The 21,223-nt window shown below is 44.5% G+C and carries 26 protein-coding genes; 11 read left to right on the top strand and 15 right to left on the bottom strand.

The annotated features are described in order from the left end of the window. Entirely contained in the window at positions 1 to 960 is a 960-nt protein-coding gene (locus ANME2D_RS15695; RefSeq protein WP_048093897.1) for a replication factor A, read from the bottom strand. A 129-nt stretch (positions 961 to 1,089) separates the two neighbouring features. Here ANME2D_RS15695 and ANME2D_RS17590 point away from each other — a divergent pair, with 129 nt between their 5' ends. Next, entirely contained in the window at positions 1,090 to 1,863 is a 774-nt protein-coding gene (locus tag ANME2D_RS17590) for an NAD+ synthase (protein WP_081810344.1), read from the top strand. On the opposite strand, the gene ANME2D_RS15685 is transcribed toward ANME2D_RS17590, so the two are convergent. Next, positions 1,766 to 3,100, bottom strand: coding sequence for a tRNA(Ile)(2)-agmatinylcytidine synthase (locus ANME2D_RS15685; protein WP_081810343.1), 1,335 nt, complete (start codon positions 3,098 to 3,100; stop codon positions 1,766 to 1,768). The genes ANME2D_RS17590 and ANME2D_RS15685 overlap by 98 nt on opposite strands. A 104-nt stretch (positions 3,101 to 3,204) precedes the next feature. Here ANME2D_RS15685 and ANME2D_RS15680 point away from each other — a divergent pair, with 104 nt between their 5' ends. Beyond that, the gene (locus ANME2D_RS15680; protein ID WP_048093893.1) at positions 3,205 to 4,173 is read left to right on the top strand and encodes a transcriptional regulator; all 969 of its coding nucleotides are present in this window, start codon (positions 3,205 to 3,207) and stop codon (positions 4,171 to 4,173) included. Between the two features lie 5 nt (positions 4,174 to 4,178). Then, the gene (gene rbcL / locus ANME2D_RS15675) at positions 4,179 to 5,471 is read left to right on the top strand and encodes a type III ribulose-bisphosphate carboxylase (RefSeq protein ID WP_048093891.1); all 1,293 of its coding nucleotides are present in this window, start codon (positions 4,179 to 4,181) and stop codon (positions 5,469 to 5,471) included. A 9-nt stretch (positions 5,472 to 5,480) separates the two neighbouring features. Here the strand turns inward: rbcL and ANME2D_RS15670 are convergent, their stop codons facing one another. Beyond that, positions 5,481 to 5,789 (bottom strand): hypothetical protein, encoded by a 309-nt coding sequence (locus tag ANME2D_RS15670; protein ID WP_048093886.1) that lies wholly within the window; start codon positions 5,787 to 5,789, stop codon positions 5,481 to 5,483. A 332-nt stretch (positions 5,790 to 6,121) separates the two neighbouring features. On the opposite strand from ANME2D_RS15670, the gene purN reads away from it, so the two are divergent. The 4 genes from purN (at position 6,122) to tnpA (ending at position 9,634) form a co-directional block, all read left to right on the top strand. Then, complete coding sequence (gene purN, locus ANME2D_RS15665) at positions 6,122 to 6,727, top strand: phosphoribosylglycinamide formyltransferase (protein ID WP_048093884.1); 606 nt, start codon at positions 6,122 to 6,124, stop codon at positions 6,725 to 6,727. Between the two features lie 8 nt (positions 6,728 to 6,735). Then, entirely contained in the window at positions 6,736 to 7,974 is a 1,239-nt protein-coding gene (locus tag ANME2D_RS15660) for a serine hydroxymethyltransferase (RefSeq protein WP_394295713.1), read from the top strand. A gap of 9 nt (positions 7,975 to 7,983) precedes the next feature. Continuing rightward, positions 7,984 to 8,853, top strand: coding sequence for a bifunctional 5,10-methylenetetrahydrofolate dehydrogenase/5,10-methenyltetrahydrofolate cyclohydrolase (locus tag ANME2D_RS15655; RefSeq protein ID WP_048093880.1), 870 nt, complete (start codon positions 7,984 to 7,986; stop codon positions 8,851 to 8,853). Between the two features lie 340 nt (positions 8,854 to 9,193). Further along, the gene (gene tnpA, locus ANME2D_RS15650) at positions 9,194 to 9,634 is read left to right on the top strand and encodes an IS200/IS605 family transposase (RefSeq protein WP_048093878.1); all 441 of its coding nucleotides are present in this window, start codon (positions 9,194 to 9,196) and stop codon (positions 9,632 to 9,634) included. 451 nt (positions 9,635 to 10,085) lie between these two features. On the opposite strand, the gene ANME2D_RS17585 is transcribed toward tnpA, so the two are convergent. Next, on the bottom strand, positions 10,086 to 10,262 hold the full coding sequence (locus ANME2D_RS17585) for a type II toxin-antitoxin system HicB family antitoxin (protein WP_081810341.1): 177 nt from the start codon (positions 10,260 to 10,262) through the stop codon (positions 10,086 to 10,088). Between the two features lie 59 nt (positions 10,263 to 10,321). Next, on the bottom strand, positions 10,322 to 10,900 hold the full coding sequence (locus ANME2D_RS15645; protein WP_048093871.1) for an Lrp/AsnC family transcriptional regulator: 579 nt from the start codon (positions 10,898 to 10,900) through the stop codon (positions 10,322 to 10,324). A gap of 201 nt (positions 10,901 to 11,101) precedes the next feature. On the opposite strand from ANME2D_RS15645, the gene ANME2D_RS15640 reads away from it, so the two are divergent. From ANME2D_RS15640 to ANME2D_RS15630, 3 genes are all read left to right on the top strand, one after another. After that, the gene (locus ANME2D_RS15640; RefSeq protein ID WP_048093869.1) at positions 11,102 to 11,815 is read left to right on the top strand and encodes an ATP-binding protein; all 714 of its coding nucleotides are present in this window, start codon (positions 11,102 to 11,104) and stop codon (positions 11,813 to 11,815) included. Positions 11,816 to 11,826: 11 nt separating this feature from the next. After that, the gene (locus tag ANME2D_RS15635; protein ID WP_048093863.1) at positions 11,827 to 12,099 is read left to right on the top strand and encodes a DUF1894 domain-containing protein; all 273 of its coding nucleotides are present in this window, start codon (positions 11,827 to 11,829) and stop codon (positions 12,097 to 12,099) included. Between the two features lie 70 nt (positions 12,100 to 12,169). Next, positions 12,170 to 12,820: a DUF7289 family protein gene (locus ANME2D_RS15630; protein ID WP_081810340.1), complete on the top strand. Its 651-nt coding sequence runs from the start codon at positions 12,170 to 12,172 to the stop codon at positions 12,818 to 12,820. Between the two features lie 132 nt (positions 12,821 to 12,952). On the opposite strand, the gene ANME2D_RS17175 is transcribed toward ANME2D_RS15630, so the two are convergent. The 10 genes from ANME2D_RS17175 to ANME2D_RS15590 all read right to left on the bottom strand — a co-directional run bounded on the left by ANME2D_RS17175 (position 12,953) and on the right by ANME2D_RS15590 (position 20,740). After that, positions 12,953 to 13,303 carry a DUF5615 family PIN-like protein gene (locus ANME2D_RS17175; protein ID WP_157834177.1) on the bottom strand — a complete coding sequence of 117 codons (351 nt, stop codon included), beginning with the start codon at positions 13,301 to 13,303 and terminating at the stop codon, positions 12,953 to 12,955. A gap of 13 nt (positions 13,304 to 13,316) precedes the next feature. Then, positions 13,317 to 13,541 carry a DUF433 domain-containing protein gene (locus ANME2D_RS15620; RefSeq protein ID WP_048094019.1) on the bottom strand — a complete coding sequence of 75 codons (225 nt, stop codon included), beginning with the start codon at positions 13,539 to 13,541 and terminating at the stop codon, positions 13,317 to 13,319. Between the two features lie 112 nt (positions 13,542 to 13,653). Next, positions 13,654 to 13,938, bottom strand: coding sequence for a hypothetical protein (locus ANME2D_RS15615; protein ID WP_157834176.1), 285 nt, complete (start codon positions 13,936 to 13,938; stop codon positions 13,654 to 13,656). 336 nt (positions 13,939 to 14,274) lie between these two features. Beyond that, a complete protein-coding gene (locus tag ANME2D_RS15610; protein WP_048093857.1) occupies positions 14,275 to 14,655 on the bottom strand; it encodes a DUF1428 domain-containing protein in 381 nt (126 codons plus the stop codon). Next, entirely contained in the window at positions 14,640 to 14,765 is a 126-nt protein-coding gene (locus ANME2D_RS18875) for a hypothetical protein (RefSeq protein WP_277812952.1), read from the bottom strand. Before ANME2D_RS18875 ends, ANME2D_RS15610 begins: the two co-directional genes overlap by 16 nt. Positions 14,766 to 15,167: 402 nt before the next feature. Continuing rightward, complete coding sequence (locus ANME2D_RS18870) at positions 15,168 to 15,296, bottom strand: hypothetical protein (RefSeq protein WP_277812951.1); 129 nt, start codon at positions 15,294 to 15,296, stop codon at positions 15,168 to 15,170. Positions 15,297 to 15,417: 121 nt separating this feature from the next. After that, complete coding sequence (locus tag ANME2D_RS15605) at positions 15,418 to 16,650, bottom strand: S8 family peptidase (protein ID WP_048093851.1); 1,233 nt, start codon at positions 16,648 to 16,650, stop codon at positions 15,418 to 15,420. A 475-nt stretch (positions 16,651 to 17,125) separates the two neighbouring features. After that, positions 17,126 to 18,055, bottom strand: a complete 930-nt coding sequence (locus ANME2D_RS15600; RefSeq protein WP_048093849.1) for an aminopeptidase — start codon at positions 18,053 to 18,055, stop codon at positions 17,126 to 17,128. Positions 18,056 to 18,076: 21 nt separating this feature from the next. After that, positions 18,077 to 19,345 (bottom strand): 3-isopropylmalate dehydratase large subunit, encoded by a 1,269-nt coding sequence (locus ANME2D_RS15595; RefSeq protein ID WP_102045000.1) that lies wholly within the window; start codon positions 19,343 to 19,345, stop codon positions 18,077 to 18,079. 27 nt (positions 19,346 to 19,372) lie between these two features. Beyond that, positions 19,373 to 20,740, bottom strand: coding sequence for a nicotinate phosphoribosyltransferase (locus tag ANME2D_RS15590; RefSeq protein ID WP_048093843.1), 1,368 nt, complete (start codon positions 20,738 to 20,740; stop codon positions 19,373 to 19,375). Positions 20,741 to 20,882: 142 nt separating this feature from the next. On the opposite strand from ANME2D_RS15590, the gene ANME2D_RS15585 reads away from it, so the two are divergent. Further along, on the top strand, positions 20,883 to 21,223 hold a 341-nt coding region (locus tag ANME2D_RS15585; protein WP_048093836.1), incomplete at its 3' end, for a hypothetical protein.

Raw genomic sequence — 21,223 nt, 5'->3', positions numbered from 1 at the left:
TTAAGCCTCCTGTGCTGCTGGCTTTGCAGTTGCAAGCAGCTTGCTTATACTCTCTTCAAGGGGTTTAGTGTCCTGCTTGATCGATTCTACAAGTATGAACCGATCAAGCCTTGATCCTGTTGCGATATAATATCGCCCGATAATCTTGCTTTTAATCATATCAAGCACTACGGTCTGGTCAAGCGCTTCGGTTGCCATCTCCCTGGCTTTATCAAGAGTGATGCCTGTCAGACCTTCCGTGATCTCCCTGTTCAGCAGGATATCCTGCACCTTTTCTCCATCATCCATGACAGCCTTTACTCTCAGGTCATAGATCCCGTCCACTTTCCCGTGTTCGCCACATGCGCCCTTTACCAGCGCCCTGTTGCATTCAGGGCATCGCTTGATCAGGCCTGAACCGCTCTGCACGTCTACTATGGCACCGCTGAACTCAATGGGTGTTGAGCCTACCTCGATATCCTCTTCTATCGGTACTATCTCACTTGTCTTATTGAGCTTAACACTGAACTGTCCCTGCCATTCTGAGGTGATTACATTTTTAAGTATGTAACTCTTGCCCTCCTCAACAGGTGGCAGTGCTGCTTTTGCCCATTTTGTGAATTTTATTACTCCAGAGTCATCACCCAGTAATCCAACCTGGGATATGGATTCCTGATTTGTTTCCCATAGCTTTACGACCTTACAGCGCAGTGTTACCCATTTTCCATCCTCTTTGATATCCGATACTTTCACCTGCTGTGTTTCCCTCGGCGTAAAAAATTGTGCCTTTGGGATATTGTGTTTCTTTAAGAAATAGTTAATTACGTTTCGGCGCGCTTCTTCAGGTGGAACCTTGTATTTATTAATCAACTGGTCCAGCTTTGTTTTTATTTCGCTTGCCTGTACCTTAACGCCCAGTTCCAAGAATCGGGCCTCTATCTTTGATGAAGATTCATCAAACTGTGTTTCTGTTTCTTTCATATCGTTCCTCAAGCCTCTATTTTGATTTTTTGTTTGAGAGGCAGATTCTACCTTGCCCTGTGAACATATAAAGCTTCGTAGAGCGGGGTGAAAGTAATATTTTATAGGAGAGGATTCCAATTAAAACAGATGAGCCAGATTGATTATCCAGCAATAAAAGATGAGCTTGTAACTTTTATAAGCTCCAGGGTTGTGGAGTCAGGCGCGTACGGGGCTGTCATCGGCCTGAGCGGGGGTATAGACTCAACATTAACGGCATATCTTACTGTAGAGGCACTTGGCCAAGACAAAGTCCTGGGGCTGCTTCTGCCTGAGAGAGGCGTTACACAGGAGCAGGATATAGATGATGCAATTGAGATCACGAGAATCCTGGGCATTGAGCATAAGATAATTGAGATATCCCCGGTTCTTCGGTCATATTCAGCAGTCCTGCCTGATTTTGATGATACAAAACTATCTGCAAACGGGAATTTAAAAGCGCGCACACGTATGTGCATACTGTATTATTATGCAAACATAATGAACCGCATGGTCGTTGGAACCGGGAATAAGACCGAACTTTTGCTTGGTTATTTCACAAAATACGGGGATGGAGGCGTGGATATCGAACCGATCGGTGGTCTCTATAAGACCCGGGTCAGGGAGCTTGCCCGGCATATGGGTGTACCTTCCAGGATCATTGATAAAATACCAACCGCAGGCTTATGGCCCGGCCAGACCGATGAAGGTGAACTCGGTGTCTCCTACGAGGCAGCAGATAAGATTCTCTCCATGCTGGTGGATGAGAAACGGGAGATCTTCGAGGTCAAGAAAGTGTTCTCTCCTGTTCATGTGGATCGATTAGTTGCACTGATGCGTGCCAGCGAGCACAAGAGGATGCCGCCACCGTCGCCTCAAATCTGATAAGGGGCTTTGATAAGTGCCTTCGTGCGCAGGGCGGTACCTCGTAGAAGCCCGGTGAGATGTTCCTCTGAACTGTTTCTATCACCTGTTCTTCTCTGGCCGTACCGCATTTCTTGCATCTGTAGCCCTGTCCTCTTCCCACGGACTTCATTCGCTTACCGCAGCAGAGCGGGTTTAGCAACTCATGCTGGCTCAGGGATGTGATTCTGATTTTTTCAAGGTTGAGGGTTTTATCCTTCACGCTTCCATATACCACTACCTCATCTCCGGTGTGGAGCTGCCTGATAATACCCCGGAAGTTTTTCGTCGGCTCAAAAGCTGCGCATTCTAATGCAGAGCGGCCATCCGCTACTTCAAAGATAACATGTCCACCCTCGATTGTTCTGGGGGATCTGCTTACCCTGCCATTTAGAATATACGAGCGGTCATCCCTCACATCGCTTACACTTGCCTGGATCAGGTGCATATCTGTATTCTGGTTGGTTCTGTAGACCACATATCTCTCAACAGCCTCACTTCTAATCAACGAGAAAGCATGCTCTACTGCTCTCTCGCTCTTCCCGCGGATACCAAAGAGAATAGGGTCTGGTGAATGGGGCGCGAACACGATGCGCTTGTTCTCATAATCCACTGTATCCCATGTGTCGGGACTGGAGGCGGCGTCGGCTTCCCATACAGAATCATCATCGATTTGTCTTTGCGTCCCCCACCGCTTTTTCTCCCGGTAGGCGATCAGCTCGAATGTGGAATCAGGAAGACCGGAGAGGGCGAAACCCGCTGCGGCCAGGGCTCCAATCAGACCTCTCATATTCTTATACCCATGATAGCTTATTCCGTAACGCTCAAGTAATTCAAGAGCCTCACGGATCTCAAGTACATCCTGAACAGCACGCCTGGAAAAGATACTGAGATCATCCAGCATCTTGCCTCTGACTCCTGTCTCCCCGATAAAGACCACACCCGGATTTGTGTTCTCATCTGAAAAAACCGCCATGTCTTCCACGGTGGCAGTGACGATATGCTTGATTTGCCCAACGTCTTTACTACTTTTCAGTTGAAGCGGCAGGGCAATGGCGGCATTGCCACGTGTTTTATATTTTACATTAGGGTTCAGTCTGATCAAGAGGGGGTATCCTATAATTGTACCGTATGACTTAAGTTTCTCGATGAGCACGGCTCCAAGGTAGGTTGTGCACATGCCATTCTTTGAGTCCGTATCATCGATTCCGATAATCATAATGTACTATCATCTATCCCTGACATTATAAATCTTGGCAGGTGGATATCACCTGGTTCATCCAACCCCTGTATATATATAGGGGTAGATACAATCAAATTTTGATGAATAAGGAATTACTCATCAATCGGGTCATAAGCATCTTAATCAGCGCTGGCTTCGTCATATCAGCCCGCTGCGATATCCGCCCAAGAAGTTTTGACCTGGCAGCAAGGCGGGGAGATCTATTACTCTTAATCAAGGTACTGTACAATATCGATGGATTAAATGATGAGACTGCCAGAGGGATGCTTTTTCTCTCAAAGCATCTGAATGGAAACCCGATTATTGTTGGTGAAAAAACCCGTGACCACTCATTAGAGACAGGTGTGGTCTATTTCAGGTACGGGGTTCCTTCAATTGATATAAGTACATTGAATGATTATTTTATTGAGGATAGCCCGCCACTGATCTATGCTGAGCATGGCGGTTTATATGTGAATATCGATGGGACTGCGTTGAGGGAGGAGCGCATCAGGAAAAATATCTCTCTTGGAGCTCTTGCATCCTCACTCGGTGTCTCCAGAAGGACTGTAAGCAAGTACGAGGAAGGTGAGATGGCGGCAAGTGTCGATGTTGCCATCAGGCTTGAGGAGATAATGGATAGAGGATTCATTGCTGCGGTTGAATTATTTGAGAGATGTTACACAAGCGACGCCCGTAGACAAGAACATATTGAGAAAAAATCGCTGGATATTCTCTCTATCCTTAAAGACATGGGATTTGATGTGTTACCTATCTCACATGCTCCCTTTGATGCTGTATCCATTTCCGCAGATCGAAGGGATGAGAATGCCACGATACTGACCGGTGTGGGTGAGTATACCAGTACGATAGTCAAAAAGGCGCACCTGATGAGCAGTATATCAGAGGTGACTCTTACGCAGTCACTCCTGATCATACATGGGGCAAGTAAAGCAAAGAATATTGAGAGAACAGTACTTATAGAAGATAAAGAACTTAAGAATTTCAGCGACAAAGATGATTTTATAGACCTGCTACAGAAACGGGGACGAAAGATAGAGGTTACTTAGAACATATGCCTGATAAGATCGACTGGTATGATGAATTTGTAGATTTTAGCTATACTCTGGCAAAGGACGATCTTGTTTGCCTGTATTATTTTGAGCCGGCAAAGGGAATCAGTGCCACAGAGGCCATTGGAAGAATAGCCTCTGAGAGTTCTGCTGGAACCTGGACTACACTTAATAAGCTACCTGACAGGGTATCAAAGATCAAGGCGCGTGCCTTTGAACTGGACAGCAACTACGTTAAAGTGGCCTACCCAATAGAGCTGTGGGAACCTGGAAATGCGCCTCAGTTGCTGAGCGGGATTGCAGGCAATATCTTCGGGATGAGGGCGCTGCGAAACTTAAGGCTGGTAGATGCATCACTGCCAGAGGATTATATAAAGCATTTCAGAGGGCCGAATTTTGGAATCCAGGGAATAAGATCTCTACTGAGGATTAAAAAAAGACCTGTTACAGGCGCAGTACCAAAACCAAAAATAGGGTTCAGCGCAGAAGAACATGCGCAAATTGCATTTGAGACATGGATGGGCGGATTTGATCTTGTAAAAGATGATGAGAACCTGACCTCTACCTCTTTTAATCGCTTTGAGGACAGGGTAGAGCGAATGGCAAAATTAAGAGATAAAGCGCAAGAGCAAACAGGAGAACAGAAGGATGCACTTCTGAATATCACAGGTGAAACAAATGAGATGATACGCAAGGCCAGACTACTTCATGATTCTGGCTTTCGATTTGCCATGATCGATGTGGTTACATGCGGTACTGCGGCAGTACAGACACTGAGGAAAGAGTGCGGCGATCTGGGTATAGCCATACATGCCCACCGTGCCATGCATGCTGCCTTTGATCGGAACCCCAGACATGGAATATCCATGTATTTTTTAGCAAAACTAATGCGATTGATAGGTGTTGATGAGATTCATGTGGGTACAGCCGTTGGAAAACTGGTGGGCAGTAGAGAGGAGGTAATTCAGATTGCAAATATGCTGCGGGATTCCAGTGTAAAAGCTAATACTATGCTCTCACAGGAGTGGGGATTGATAAAACCCATGCTTCCTGTTTCATCTGGAGGTCTTCATCCCGGTCTTGTCCCATCTGTGATGCGAATCCTTGGAAATGACTGCACGCTACTTGTTAGCGGCGGAATACACGGGCACCCGGAGGGAACACGTGCAGGCGCAAAGGCTGTTATGCAGGCAATAGAGGCATCAATGGAAGGGATCGACCTAAGAGAATATGCAAAAAAGAACAAAGAGCTACAGCAGGCACTGGATAAATGGGGTTATCTCAGGCCTAAATGATTATTCAGACTAAAAGAAGCTCTTTATTAAATCGCTTGTTGAAGCTCTATTACTGCTTTCGCTTATTTTGATTATCTTCTGCGCTTTCCTTTTATCTGGCGGGCATCCTGAGCACTCATAAATAAAATGGATAAAACCTGTCTCAGGATTCTCAACTGTTTTTTTATGCTCATATGTAGTGCTGCAGTCCGGACATGTCCCGACCTTGGGGACATTCTCATTGCAGTGCTGACACCTACAGACTACAACATCTATAACCTCATTCTTTGTGTTTATGGCAGATAATTTATATTCATCACTGTTTGGTTCAGAAGGCATACTCTTATTTATTAAATATCCAAGACATGTATTAAAGCTTATTGTTTTATTACGGTAATTCCAAAACCCCACACAACGAAACCTTTATTCATCTCTATGTTATAACATGAAAAAGAGGTGAATTATTTGAACGAACAGATCCCATTATATAGAATAGATTTTTCACGTGCTATTCAGACTGCATGCTTAAACTGCGGTGATAGACACAGATCAAACTGTCCGGTGGGATTAGCAAAAGCGCAGATCAAAAGCACAGACGATCTGTTAGCTGAGTTTTATAAGAACAGGTAAAACCAAAATATATTATATTCCTGAGGGCATTAAGGCCTCTTGTGCCGAATATAGCAGTGCTTGTTTCAGGAAGAGGTTCAAACCTTCAGGCGATCATAGATAGCATTGAGGCCGATTATCTCAAAGCGCAGATTGCGGTTGTAATCAGCGATGTGGAAAATGCCTACGCACTTGAACGTGCAAGAAGGCATGAAATAGAAGCTGTTTTTATAGATCCGAAAAGATTCACATCAAAGGAACTATACGAGAAGGAGATCATCCGGCTCTTAAAAAACCATGGTGTTGAGCTTATACTTCTTGCAGGGTATATGAGGATAGTCGGAGATGTACTGCTTTCTGCATATAAAAATAGGATACTTAATATTCATCCATCACTGCTCCCTGCCTTTACCGGGCTTCATGCGCAGAAGCAGGCGTTTGACTATGGTGTAAAAGTAGCAGGATGCACGGTTCATTTTGTGGACGAAACGCTTGATAGAGGGCCGATCATCCTGCAAAGATGCGTGGAAATTAAAGAGGACGATACACCCGAGACCCTTGCAGACAGGATACTTGAACAGGAGCACAAGATTTATCCCGAAGCTGTGAAATTGTTTGTCGAAAATAGATTACGTATAGAAGGACGAAAAGTGAGAATCATAGAGTAAAAGGAATTATTATGCCGCTAAAAAACATCGACCCGGAAATCTACCAGATATTGGAACAGGAGATAGAGAGACAGAGAAATAAACTGGACCTGATAGCATCTGAGAACTATGCAAGCCGAGCAGTGCTCCAGGCACAGGGCTCGGTAATGACAAATAAATACGCTGAGGGTTATCCGGGAAAGAGATACTACGGCGGATGCGAGTTTGTTGATGTTGCCGAGAACCTGGCGATAGATAGGGCAAAGAAACTGTTCGGGGCGGAGCACGTTAATGTGCAGCCGCATTCAGGCTCGCAGGCAAACATGGCTGTATATCTTGCGGTATTGAAATGCGGTGACACGATCATGAGCATGGATCTATCACACGGGGGGCATCTCTCTCATGGCAGTCCTGTGAACTTCTCAGGAAAGCTGTTCAATATAGTTCCCTACGGAGTGGATAGAGAGACAAAAACGATAGATTATGATGCCCTGATGGAGCTTGCCAGGAAGCACAGACCGAAACTCATCGTATCTGGAGCAAGTGCATACCCGCGCGAGCTTGATTTCGCGCGCTTTCGGGAAATCGCCGATGAGGTTGATGCGTATCTGCTGGCTGATATAGCACACATTGCAGGGCTTGTGGCAGCCGGCATACACAATGACCCCGTACCTTATGCTGATTTTGTTACTTCGACCACGCACAAGACATTAAGAGGGCCGCGCGGTGGCATGATAATGTGCAGATCAGAGTATGCCAGGGAGATCGATAAGATGGTCTTCCCGGGAATACAGGGCGGCCCTCTCATGCATGTCATAGCTGCAAAAGCGGTTGCGTTCAAAGAAGCGATGGGAGAACATTTCAGGGATTACCAGAAGCAAATTGTAGTAAATGCCAGGAAGCTTGCATCAGAACTCATATCAAGCGGCTATGAGCTTGTATCAGGCGGCACGGATAATCACCTGATGCTCGTTGATCTTACCCCTCTTGATATAACGGGCAGGGATGCTGAAGCAAAACTGGGCGAGGCCGGCATCATTCTGAATAAGAACACCATACCTTTTGAAACAAAAAGCCCTTTTATCACAAGCGGTATCCGTATAGGAACGCCGGCGGCCACAACACGGGGGATGAAGGAGAGGGAGATGGAGATTATTGCTTGGGCAATCGATGAGATCCTCCGCAACATGAAAAATACAGATAAAATAAAAGAAGTAGAGAGAACTATTCTTGAGCTGTGCAGGCGTTTTCCGATCCCGTATGAGTGAGGTTATGCTATGCAGGAGCTTCCAGAGGTCACAGACCCACGCATTATTGATGGAAAGAAAATAGCTCAGGGTATCGAGGCTGATGTAAAGAGAGGAGTTGAAGAATTCATTTCTGAACACGGCATAAGACCCGCTCTTGCCACTATACTTGTGGGGGAACATCCTCCTTCGAAACTGTATGTCAAGCTCAAGCACTGGGCATGTAAACGTGTGGGTATAATATCTGAAGACCACAAGCTTCCGCAGGAGACAACACAGGAGGAGATAATAGGGCTCATCGCTACCATGAACAAACGGCCTGAGATACACGGGATACTGGTGCAGTTACCCCTGCCAGGACATATTGATGAGCGCGAGGTAATGATGCAAATATCACCCAAGAAGGATGTGGATGGTTTCAATCCGCTTAACATGGGTAAGATGCTTATCGGACGCGAGGGGTTTGTGCCGTGCACGCCCAAAGGCATTATCCGTGCCCTTGAGGAATCCAAGATCGATCCGCATGGCATGGAAGTGGTGGTCGTGGGACACAGCAATGTGGTAGGAAAGCCAGCAGCCATTATGCTCTTAAACCGCAATGCAACCGTAAAGGTATGCCATGTTTATACAAAGGATCTAAAGAGCCACACAGTAGAAGCTGATATCCTCATAGTGGCAACAGGCGTGCGCGGGCTGATTAAAGCAGATATGGTAAAAGAAGGCGCGATCGTATTCGATGTGGGTATAACATGGCAGGATAATAAGGTCTACGGGGATGTGGATTTCGATGATGTTTTGCCCAGGGTGGGATTGATATCACCTGTACCAGGAGGCGTGGGGCCTATGACGATAGCGATCCTTATGGAGCACACGCTTATGGCTGCGAGGATGCAGCGGTGAAGCCACCGCAAAGTCGGCTATGAACTGTGGTTCATATATAACAATGAAAAAGACGATTAACAACGAACTCAAAACTAACTTAAACGAACTCATAAGCCCGAGTTCGTATCGAGTTCGTACCAGTTCGGTGTTTATATTAGCTGAAATTGAAGTGACACATAAACGTAATATTAACTGGTGCAGGTGACTTCGCAGGAAATGGTAAGCCATGTGGGTAAGGCTTGCAGCGCACCTTTATAGTCGCCCCACGTTGAAGCCCTGCGCCGAATATTGAAGATTTGAATACTTTCGCTTCGCTCTTACCAAATGGCTATTACCCCTTCAAACGATGGATTAATAGATGAGCGATAGAAAGATGGAACTCCGCCATGATAGACATACAGTATCATTACTATCCGACCACATGGTGTTCGCTACCAAATACAGAGGAAAGATACTGGTGGACGATGTCGCAATGATCGCCGAGGGCATCATCTGCAAAACTTGTGTAGAAATGGGTATTGAGATTATAGAGATAGCGGTGAATCCTGACCACGTTCACATTTTCTTCAGGTATCCGCCGAAGTATTCTCTCAGCTATATCGCGAAGAAATTAAAAGGAGTTTCGAGCAAGCGACTTAGAGATGAATTTCCTCACTTGAAGGAATGGTGCGGAGACCATCTATGGGCGCCGAGCTGTTTCCATGGAAGTGTCGGGAATGGTTGGGAGGTTGTAAGCAAATATATTGAAACTCAGGATGTACATCATGCAAAGAACGCTATATACAGGCCTCGTCCTTAAGTACGGGGTTTGTGACGGCGTGCCTCGAAACATAGGAGAGAAAGAACAAACAACAGGACATAAAAAAGTAACGGCACCATGTCCGCCGGGGTGAAAATCCCACCATGCGGAGCTGCTCCCGCATGAAGATAAGGAAAATGCAGTATCATGAGAGACTGTGCTGGGTTCCAGTATCGTAAACCACAGCCCTGAACAGCAGGTGAACCAGAAGTGGCCTTATCGTGATGTGACGCCCCCGGTCACGGCGGAAACTTGAGCAGAATATGAGCGATGGGGTGGTCATGGCAGGGATGGTTTAGAATGCTCTCCTGTACGACCGAGGGAGATCTCATAATGTCCTCCTTGACGTTGGATTAATATCCTACAATATCCTACACGTTCCTGGATAACTGAATCCAACGGAAAGGGTACCCAATGTAACAATTGTGGCGCTAAAAAAAGGGAATGGATTTTATACCTCTCTCTCCAGCGGGAACTCTTCTAGATACAATTCAGTTGCTTCCTTGAGGTTATTTACAGCCTCCTCTATTGTCTTTCCCTGATTGAAAGCACCTACTTCAGGGCACTCTGCTACATACATATCCTCTTCCTTATGTAGCACTGCTGTGAGCACTTTTGATTTTACCATAATTTATCACTCGTTTCCTTTACTTTTTATTTTTCCTATTTTGTAAACTAAGAAGATACTTATCTCCATATCTTCCCGCTGTAGCTGTTGGTCACAGGACATCCCAGGCACCTGTTAGATACATGGTGTGTGCATTCCTTGCAGTTGCACCCACTCCCGCATGGCGGATTATCACTGAAATCAAAGTTCATCTTCAGAGGCAGGATCAAATCCTTCATTGGAGTGATCACAATGCTGACCTCAGCACTCTGGACGGATGGGTTATTTCTCAGGTGCCCATCCACAATAGCCTCCAGTGTGGCAATATCCTCACCCACGAAGAAGAGGCACAGGTTGTGTTTTCCTGAGACAATGAGGCCATTCAGGAAATAGGGGCAGTCCTTGAAGATCTCAAGCACGGATGAGGTATTGCTTGCTATCACGTCCACCTTGGCCATGTAAAGGTTTACCTTTTTTAGGTTCATACCCACAACATGGGCCAGTGCTCCTTTTTGTTTGAGTTTATGGATCCTGGCACTGACAGATGGCTGGGATATCTTAAGTTTTTCTGCAATATCGCTCTGGGACATCTCAGGGTCTTTTTCCAGCAGGGATAAAATCTCACGGTCTCTTTTATCAAGGTCAAGAAATTCTCGCATAGCTCTAAATTCTCATAGATAGATAAATAAGTTATCTATAGCTTAAAATTCAATCTAATAATTTGACTATATCTTACAACCATTAAATTTATAAATTATAAAGCACATACAAACATATCAATAGATAAGAAGATAAGATGTGATTGTGCCTTGCAGCCATTAAATTTATATATTATGCACTAAATATAAAAGTGAAAGAGTATGAAAAGAAAAATTGTATCGATAGATGAGGAGAAATGCAACGGCTGCGGTCTGTGCATTCCTAACTGTGCTGAAGGAGCAATAAAAATCATAGATGGGAAGGCAAAGCTTATAGATGATAGGTTCTGCGATGGTCTTGGCGCATGCCTTGGACACTGTCCGCAGGACGCGATAACGATAATAGAAAGAGATGCGCTAGAATTTGATGAGGAAGCGGTAGAGATGAACTTAGCACCAAAGAAACATGAAAAAAGTATGCCACTCGCATGTCCGGGCAGCATAGCAATGGATTTCAGAAGCGGAAAAAATACTGCTGCAGGAATATCACAGGGAACATCACCACGGCAAAGATCTGAATTGAGGCAGTGGCCAGTGCAGTTTACGCTTGTTTCACCAGAGGCATCATATTTCAAGGATGCTGATCTGCTTGTAGCCGCTGATTGTGTCCCATTCGCATACCCGAATTTCCATTCTGATTTCCTTGCAGGAAAGTCGCTGGTTATAGGCTGCCCGAAACTTGATGATGTGGAGTTCTATATAGATAAACTCACCGAGCTGATCAAGAGGAACAATATTAAAAGTATAACACTTGTCAATATGGAAGTGCCCTGCTGTTTCGGGCTACAGAGAATAGTAGAGGATGCAGTACAGAGGTCTGGCAAGGTTTTGCCAATAAGACAGACGGTAATAACGATCAGAGGAGAAAAGCAGTAATAGATGAGATCATGGGCTGCATCGATGAGATGGATTACAAGATATTGCTCCCGAGCAGCTCTATTAAGGAATGCGCCGATTTTATAAAGAAAAACTTTAAGGAAATCTATTATGTGAACCAGGGCTACAGGATTTTTAATACTTATTTGATAGGGATTTCCCCCATCCCTGTAGCAGTGGATGATGACTATGTTATTATGCCATATGTTAAACCGTGCCATGGAAGTTTTGTCCTGAAAATAAAAGGAAAAGAGGAAGTTAAGAGATTAAGAGCAGGTAAATAGGATCGGCATTGTATCGATAATTACAGAAAAAACCGTAAAGGTTAAGGATTATAAAAAGTTCTCCGGAGCCATGAAGAACTTCCGTGGACGCGAGGACGCAGTATCGTCTGTGATCGGTGTAGTCCTTTTGCTGGGGTTGACTGTGGTCATGGTATCAATTATAGCGCTGTCTGTTTTTGCCTTCGGTGCCCTCCAGCCACAGCAGCCTGCGCCGCAGGCTAAGATTGAGGTGAGAGAGGCAAGGGGGAATATCGCTAATCTGACTGGAAATGAGGTTGTATTGATACATAAAGGAGGAGATAATCTCTATCCCGATAAGGTTAAAATTGTGATTCGGGGAACAGGAAAGGAAGCGTTAAAGAGCGGAGGGGACGGAGGGATAGGGTCTGCGCCAACAGGAAGTATAACAATTACTTACAATAATCTTGAAGGGTACAATTATGTAAACTACTCTGGAACAAGAAAAGACAATTATTTTTTGGGCCATGAGGATCTCGAATTTGCAAAAATAATACAGGGGGATGTTTGGACAGCAGGGGAGAAAATTGTTTTATACGGCGCAGATGGAAAAGCATCAAACTATAATAACAGTGTGAATAAAAAGTGGGAACTAAATCCAGGTTCGAGCGTTACAATTACACTAATAGATATCCCTACAAGCCAGGTTATAGCAGTTGCCTCAGCTAAAGTAAAAGTAAGCGGGCAGGTGGTTGGAAGCTAAACCCTCTCCGTACCCTCGCTTTAAAAGAAGTTCCTGGATTTTAGCCTTATGGCGCTGGGGTTGCGACCCCAGACCTCTGGGATGCGCCGCCAAAGGCGGGGTTTAACATAAATCTTCTTATCACTCCCAATATCATCTTCGTCTGATTCGTATCTTTGCTGTTTCTATGATGATCACGTTCCCTCTGAAGTCTTCTTCTGATAAATCCTTAAATCTTTCTAGAAGATAACGGTTCATATCAATAACCGGCATTTCATTAGGAAAATGCGCAACGACAATTCCAAAATGGTCGCCAAGTGGAAATCGTAAAATATTACCAAAATCCCTATCACCTGTAAGAATCACTGCATCTTCTTTTTGCGCAAACTTATAAATCTCTTCATCAGCGGCTCCCCGAAGCCCATGGTCCCTAATGTCCTTGACATCATACCCATGCTCTTTTAGAATCTTTCCTGTTGAGCGAGGCATATCCTCATCGATCACAAATTTTGGCATCTTATGCTATCACTTTAATCTTTTCACTGGATAAACTCTTAGCAGCGTAGTTAAGGACAGCTAGTATATCCTCACGGGTAATTTCGTACTCGTCCATAACTTCTTTGTAGGTCATCCCTCCAGCAAGTTTGCCTAAGATGAGGTCTACTGGGATACGTGTCCCGCTTATCACAGGCTTGCCAAAGCGGATTTTCTCATCTACACTAATCCTTGGAGCTATTTCCATGCTATTCATTTTGATTTTCCGTTTATATATTGCTTTCCAAAGGATTGTCTTTAAGGAAAAAAGTATCAGGCAAATGTCGCCTAACGGCCGAGTGTATCTGAAGTATAGAGTTTCATTTTGTTGGAGTTTTTGTCATCATAAATCCTTCTATGAAGTCCGTCCCGGCATATCCTATTGTGATTATATTTAAATATCTAAACCCTCTCCGTACCCTCGCTTCCACACCGGGGACAGGGTATCGGGATAAAGTTGGGATCAGCCTCAAATCAAAGTTGCAGAATTCAACGTTGACATCTGGCGTTTCGGTCAATATTAGCCTTATGGCGCTGGGGTTGCGACCCCATACCCCTGTGGATGCGCCGCCTCTGGCGGGGTTTAACATAAATCTTCTTATCATAAAACCGTTTCAAGTTATGTAGGTGCAAGAATACTTTATTGTTCTCGCAAGAATAGTGTATATACAAACGCAGATGCCTTTTTATAAATCTGCGTTCATTTGCGTTTATCCGCGGTTCCTTATTTTTTAAAACACTAGATCCCTAAAGGGGAATTTTGGCTAAGTGCCGAAGGCACGAAGCCAGATACGCTCTGTTATACGATGTATGCTTCTCAAATCAAGTTAATCCCAAAGCGAGAAGAACATTGGACATTTCCTCTGGAGTAAACTGAATTGCATTATAGTCCTCGATCCAATTGAGAATATCGTTATACTTTTGAAGCAACCTTTCCGATTTTACCCCTCAACTACAACCTCAAAACCCCCGTAAGCAAAACGCTCCATATCAAAGGGCATCGAAACATCTTTGTATTTTTCCTTTTGTTTATTCATCTCTTCCATCACTTTAGTGTTGACTTCATCGCGGTGCTCTCTTGACTTATAAACAATAAATGAGAACCAAACAGTTTCATTTGGTTTTGCTTTTGCCATTTCAGTAAATGCAAGTGGCTTCATGCCGTCCATTTCCTTTGCGACAAGGTCTTCTCCCATGCATTCCATGTATTCAAGCGCTCCGTATCTCATCCATATACGGGCACCCTCTTCTGCCATTTTCTTGTACTCAGCAATTTTATCCTTTGGTACTACAAATACAAATCCATCTACGTATTTTGCCATGTTCCTTCACCTTCCTCGTATGCTTTCTTTAATTTCGCAATATCGAATTTCTTCATCGGCAAGAATGCCTGCGTTACCCGATCGATTTGCTCACGGGTGCCGTTTTTCATTATTTAACTTCCTCATACGGCCTTATCTTTCGCCGGCATTTCAAAATATACTACAGGATTCATTTTCATAAGATTCCCCTTTTAATAAGAAAATTAGTGTTCGATGATATAAGGATTCCGCAGTTTCATAGATTCAACCTGAGAGACAAAGCTCTTTCATGGCTCTCTCCTCATCCTGGTGAGCTATGGACATAATAATTCTTGGCTCAGCGCCGGTTTTTTGGATAAATAAGTAACATCAAATTCAATCAGCTTGTTTCCGGTCTTCTTGAACGTCACTTATATCAAAATACTTCTACATATATCGTATAACTCGTTCATATACGCATTGCATATATACTCATTTGTATCCAATGGACTTATAATATTCCCCAGAGCCTTGTTGCTTACATGGGTATATATTTAAACCCTCTCCGTACCCTCACTTCCGCACTGGGGACAGGGTATCGGGATAAAGTTGGGATCGGCCTCAAACACAAAATCGCAAACACTGCACCTGAAGAATACACTGGATTGGTTTACTTCTTGCATAGCCGCATATTATCATAACCTGAAATAAATTTTTCGCTATCCAGGATTAATAATACTATAAAAAAAGAACAGACCCTATCTCTTAAAAGAGTACAGGATCTGTTATTGTATTGCTTAGCTTTTACTGTGTAGCTTTAAGTGCGTCTATTCGTCCGTGGCCTGTGAAGACATCGAAGCCAGCAGGAGGCAGATCAACAGCAGTCTTCTCCAATGTGCTCTGGACCTTGCCTGGAGAAATACCCGCAGAAAGCATCAGTGCCACTGTCCCTGTGACATGCGGGGTGGCCATTGATGTACCGCTCATTGCCTTATAGGAGCTCCCTTTATATGTAGAGGGTACAGATACTCCTGGCGCTGCTACATCAACTTCTTTTCCATCGCTGCTGAACTTTGCCACAGCATCTTTTGAATCAGTCGCTGCTACAGCGATAGTAGAATCGTATTTTGCAGGATAGCCTACATCATTTGTCGCTGATTTGCCATCACCAGAATTGCCTGCTGCAGCAACAATTATAACTCCTTTAGCTCTGGCATTGTCGATAGCCGTCTTTAATGCCTTGGAACCGCTCTTTCCGCCCAGGCTCATGCTGATAACCTGCATATCATTCTTAACTGCCCAGTCAATGCCCTGGATGATATCGCTGTAACTGCCTTTGCCCTGGTTGTTCAATACTTTTACGGCGTAAAGCGATGCCTGAGGGGCAACACCGACTACTCCAATACCATTGTCCTCAGCAGCAATTGTTCCAGCAACATGTGTACCATGGCCGTTCTTATCTGTCCAGCGTTTAGGATCTGTACTACCGTCACGAGAGCCAGACCCAACGAAATTAACTCCGCCCTTGATGTTGGCCTTAAGGTCAGGATGGTCATACTGTATTCCAGTATCCAGGATTGCTACCTTGACTCCTTTACCTTTATTGGGTTCATTAGTAACCTGCCAGGCCTTATCTGCATTTATCTTGCTGATACCCCAGGGAGCAACCTGGCTTGGACCCTTATCTTTATCCTTGTGGCTGGTCTCCTCTACGGAATCTTCTACTAGATCTCCTAATATCTCAGCCTCGTAATCAGGCTCTATGTACTCTATCTCAGGATATTTTTTCAGTATCTCGATCTTATCCTTTGATAATCTGGTGGCAATTGCATTTATGGATGTAAGTTGCCGTTCTATCTCACCTTCATGCTCCTTAATCAGGGCAGATCCCTGAGCTAAGGCAGATTCTTGGTTGTCTTTGAATACAATTATTACATTCTCTTTTTCAGATGGTGCAATACTTCCTACAGCCGAAATATTCAAAAGCAGGATAGATGCAACCAATAATGTACTCAACTTTTTAATACGTTTTCTCATATTGATTTTTTTCTCCGTTTGAATTTACATTCAGCACGTATAACACATTTTAATAAAATGTAAAATGGGTTAATTCCTATCCTACGTGCAGACAAGTTATCACACACAATCATATTTAAACTTTGTGGAGAATTTAGCAATGTATAAAATTATTTAGAAATCGATAGATAGTGACATTTTCTGAAAAGACAAATCACAAAAACCCATAGCTATACTTTATACGTTTTTACACAGAGTGTCAGGAGAAGAATATATAAATCCACAGCTATATACTGTGTCAAGAAAGCCCCTGCGGGGGCAAAATTATTAACAACGAACTTATACTAACTCAAAACGAACTCTTGGAGTTCGTTCCAGTTCGTTTATGTTCGTTGTTTTTAGACTATCAGATTTCAAGATGAGGAGGAAGAAATGCGTTTATACTTTCCTATACGTAAATAAACTGGAGAGATTAAGATTGCTATAGCAAGGTTATTTATAATTCAAAAATAAATTTCTCTTCATCTAAAAAGATGCTGGGTTTTTTGATAATACCATCAAGATGGATACCTGCAATCACATCCCCTCCAAAGCTGCTGTTATCTCCAAGTGCGATATGCACAGTACCTCCGACTTTTTCATCCTCAAGGACATTTCCGATAAGCCGGGCTTCGGGATTGATTCCTATACCGAGTTCAGCGATATTGCGCGCTTTTTCTCCTACTCTGTTGAGAATGGAGTTCAGCTTATCTGCATGCTTACCTTTGATACCGACCACATACCTGTTCCTGACAGTAAATTCAAGGGGAGAATCAAGAACACCAAAACCGCTCATGGAACCATCCACCACAAAAATGCCGTTTGCATCTTTCGGGGCTATATATAGCTCACCTGCAGGAAGATTGGCACTGCATCCGGGCTCATGGCATAATCCAGTATCCATCATCCATCTGCATCCCTCAAGATTAAATACGATATCAGTACCTGATTCAGTTGTAACTCTCACCTCACGGATGTTCTCAAGCCTCATGCTTAATCGAATGGCAGTATCCCTGATATTATTATAATCGGCTGTCATTCCGCCTGATGTCATCATTTCCTCTGTTATCCCAGGCATAGAAGCAACCCTTGCGCCTGCTTTGCATGCATTGATCTTTGCCTGCGTATGGGTAAGAGAGTAAGTAGTCGGGGCAAGAACCACATCAGCACTCTTCATAGCCTCTGCTACTGCAGCAGGCGGTTCCTCCCCGTGGCGCGTTCTTGGAAGTATGGTCATCAGTATCACCTCGCATCCCAGGTCCAGGGCGGCTTTGAACAGGCTCCTGCCTATGGCTACAGGGGTTGCAGTATCTACTACAATAAGCACGTTCTCACCGCGCTTCACCCCGAAGCATTCCATTACTTTACTTGCGCCTTTATCTATCATGCTAAAATCTGCGTTTATTTTTTAAATCTTTCTCGGGTCCCTGATCTCTCCGTAAAGAGCGCTCGCAGCCGCTGTTGCCGGGGATGAGAGATATACAAAGGCATCAGGGCTTCCCTGCCTGCCTTTGAAATTCCGGTTTGATGTGGACAGTCCTGCTTCGCCTTTACCCAATAATCCGAAGGCTCCGCCCATGCACGGCCCGCAACATGGGGACTCCACGATTGCTCCTGCTTCCATGAACTGCTCGATGTAGCCTGCACGAAGTGTCTTCATATACTCTGTGCGGGAGGCTGGTATTATCAATAATCGAACACCTTTTGCCACTTTTTCGCCCTTCATCATTTTTGCTACGATCTCAATATCCTCAAAACGGCCGTTTGTGCATGAGCCTACAAACACCTGATCGATCCTTGTCCCTTCTACCTCTTCAACGGGTTTTACATTGTCCACATTGTGGGGGCACGCTACCTGGGGCGAAAGCTCAGAGACATCATAGCTCTTGGCCTCTGAGAACTCAGCATCCTCATCGCTCTTCCACGGTGCCTCTAATCTAAAATCAGGTACTCTTTCCCCGATATATTTCTCTGTAGTACTGTCAGCCTCCACAATCCCTGCTTTTCCTCCCATCTCGATAGCCATGTTGCACATGGTCATCCTGCCCGGGATATCCATAGCTCTTACAGTACTGCCGCAGAATTCTGCTGTCTTATACCTTGCCCCTTCAGCGCCGACATCACCGATGAGATGAAGGATGACATCTTTGGGATAAACGCATCTGGGAAGCCTTCCTTCTATCTCAAACCTGAAGGTCTGGGGCACCCGGAACCACAGTTTTCCTGTTGCAAAAACAAAAGCCATATCAGTGCTTCCTATACCTGTTGAGAATGCCCCCAGAGCGCCATAGGCGCAGGTATGGGAATCAGAACCCACCGTTAAATCTCCCGGTCTTACGTGTCCTTTCTCAGGCATGACCTGGTGGCACACGCCCTCAAAGACATCGTAGTTCAGTATCCCCTGCTCACTTGCGAACTTGCGCATGAGGATATGGTTCGCTGCAGCGTTTAACGAATCAGCAGGTACCTGGTGATCAAAAAGAATAACGATCTTATCCGGGTCCCATACTTTCTGTCTTTTTTTATCTTTTACTATTTCCCTGAACCCCTCAACAGCAAGCGGCCCTGTAATATCATGGGTCATAGCGCAATCTATACTGGCAAGAACAAAATCCCCGGCTTTTACATCTTTACCGCAAGCTTTTGAAAAAATCTTTTCTGAAATCGTTTGAGCCATAAACATCTCTTGATAGCATTAAATTATTTAATGTTGTCGAATTCCGCTAATCTCTTCCCTTCTTATTCTCTCAACCATGCGCTCCCTGAGGGCGATCAATCCAGGGCTTAGCTCCACAGGATACGCAGGTGCACCATCCTGTTTCTTATACTCATCAGGTAAGTTCAAAAGATTCTCAGCCGCAGTTTGCCTTATCTGGGCAAGCGAGGGTCTGTCGCAGATGATTCTTCCCTTTTTAACAGCTAATCCCAATAAAGGCATGGCGTTACTTATCCCTTCATCATCAAGTGAGATTATATCTTTTACAGACTTTCCCTTATCAAAGATGCGCCAGACGTTTTTCCTGCCGGGAAGCGTGGCCTTTACAGTCTCTTCTGAGAGCTTCATCTTCGGGATCCGCCTGCCGTGTTCAACCACTTCCGAGAGCTTATATATCCCATCAAGTGCGGGAGTTGGTCGTCCTGTGATTAACTCGGTGCCAACACCGAACATATCGATCCTTGCACCTTTTCTCATAAGTTCATCTATCTTCCACTCATTGAGGTCACCGCTTGCCACTATCTTAACATACGTAAGCCCTGCATCATCAAGTATTTTGCGCACTTGCTTTGATAATTCGCTTAGATCCCCGCTGTCAAGCCTAACACCCAGGAGTTTTTCTCCTCTCATCTCAAGCTCCTTTCCCACAATCACAGCCTTTTTCGCACCTTCTATGCTGTTGTAGGTGTCTATTAGCAGAAAACATCTTGAGGGGAATGTATCTGCATAGGCGCGGAACGAATCAATCTCGTGATCAAAGCTTGTGACAAACGAATGGGCCATGGTGCCAGATACAGGGATGCCGAATCTTTTCCCTGCAAGTACATTGGATGTGGAGGCGCATCCGCCAATATATGTGGCGCGTGTTGCCTCAAGATGCCCGTCCCCCTGCGCCCGACGTAGCCCGAACTCTGCGATCGCCCTGCCTTTTGCAGCATAGACCACGCGGGCAGCTTTGGTAGCTATCAATGTCGAGAAGTTCATCTTGTTCAGTATGAATGTCTCGATGAGCTGTGCCTCCATTATAGGGGCGGTTACCCTGATAATTGGCTCAAGAGGGAAAGCGATACATCCCTCAGGCATGGCCATGATATCGCCTGTGAACCTGAAATTCATAAGGAACTCAAGAAATTCGTTATCAAAATCCTGGCCTTTTAAGTATTCGATATCATCATCCTCAAAGTTCAGATTCTCGATATAATCCAGGACATAGCTCAATCCTGCTGTTACAAGGTATGAGCCGATGGGTATTTTCCTGACAAAATAATCAAAGGTAGCATGCGGGTTATGTCCTGATCTCCAGTAAGCCTGCATCATTGTAAGCTGGTACAGGTCGGTTCTAAGTGCTTCACTCATATGATGAATGTAGATACGGCTGTTTAATTAAAAGTTTCTGAGAATATCTACTCTCCTATCCTAAACCTACCTATCATTATTATAATTATCATCAATAATTATATATATCTTAATTAATCTACGTATAGCTGTGGTATTAGGTATGGATCATAGGCCCTTCACATCGTATATAGTCATAGCATTAATTCTTGTATCGATATTCAGCCCTGCAGCAACAGCCTCAATTGTTTATGGCCCTGTTAAGTTTGAGCGGACCAATGGCGCACCTGCCACAGTCCAGGATAATTTCTCACTTAGCAGAATAAACGGTAACTATACCTTATACATCCAGAATGGCGATGAAGAAAACAATCAAAGCAGCAGTTCTTTAATCAGGCTCAACGGAGAAACAGTAGTCAGGACAAACGAGTTCAATCAAAACATCCGCCTGATAGAAAAGAACATCTCAGTCCAGGAAAAAAATGAACTGGAAATTCAGGTAAG

The organism is Candidatus Methanoperedens nitratireducens (assembly GCF_000685155.1).
Taxonomy (GTDB): Archaea; Halobacteriota; Methanosarcinia; order Methanosarcinales; family Methanoperedenaceae; genus Methanoperedens; species Methanoperedens nitratireducens.
The sequence above is the reverse complement of the archived record's forward strand: the minus strand, read 5'-3'. Positions and strand labels throughout refer to the sequence as shown.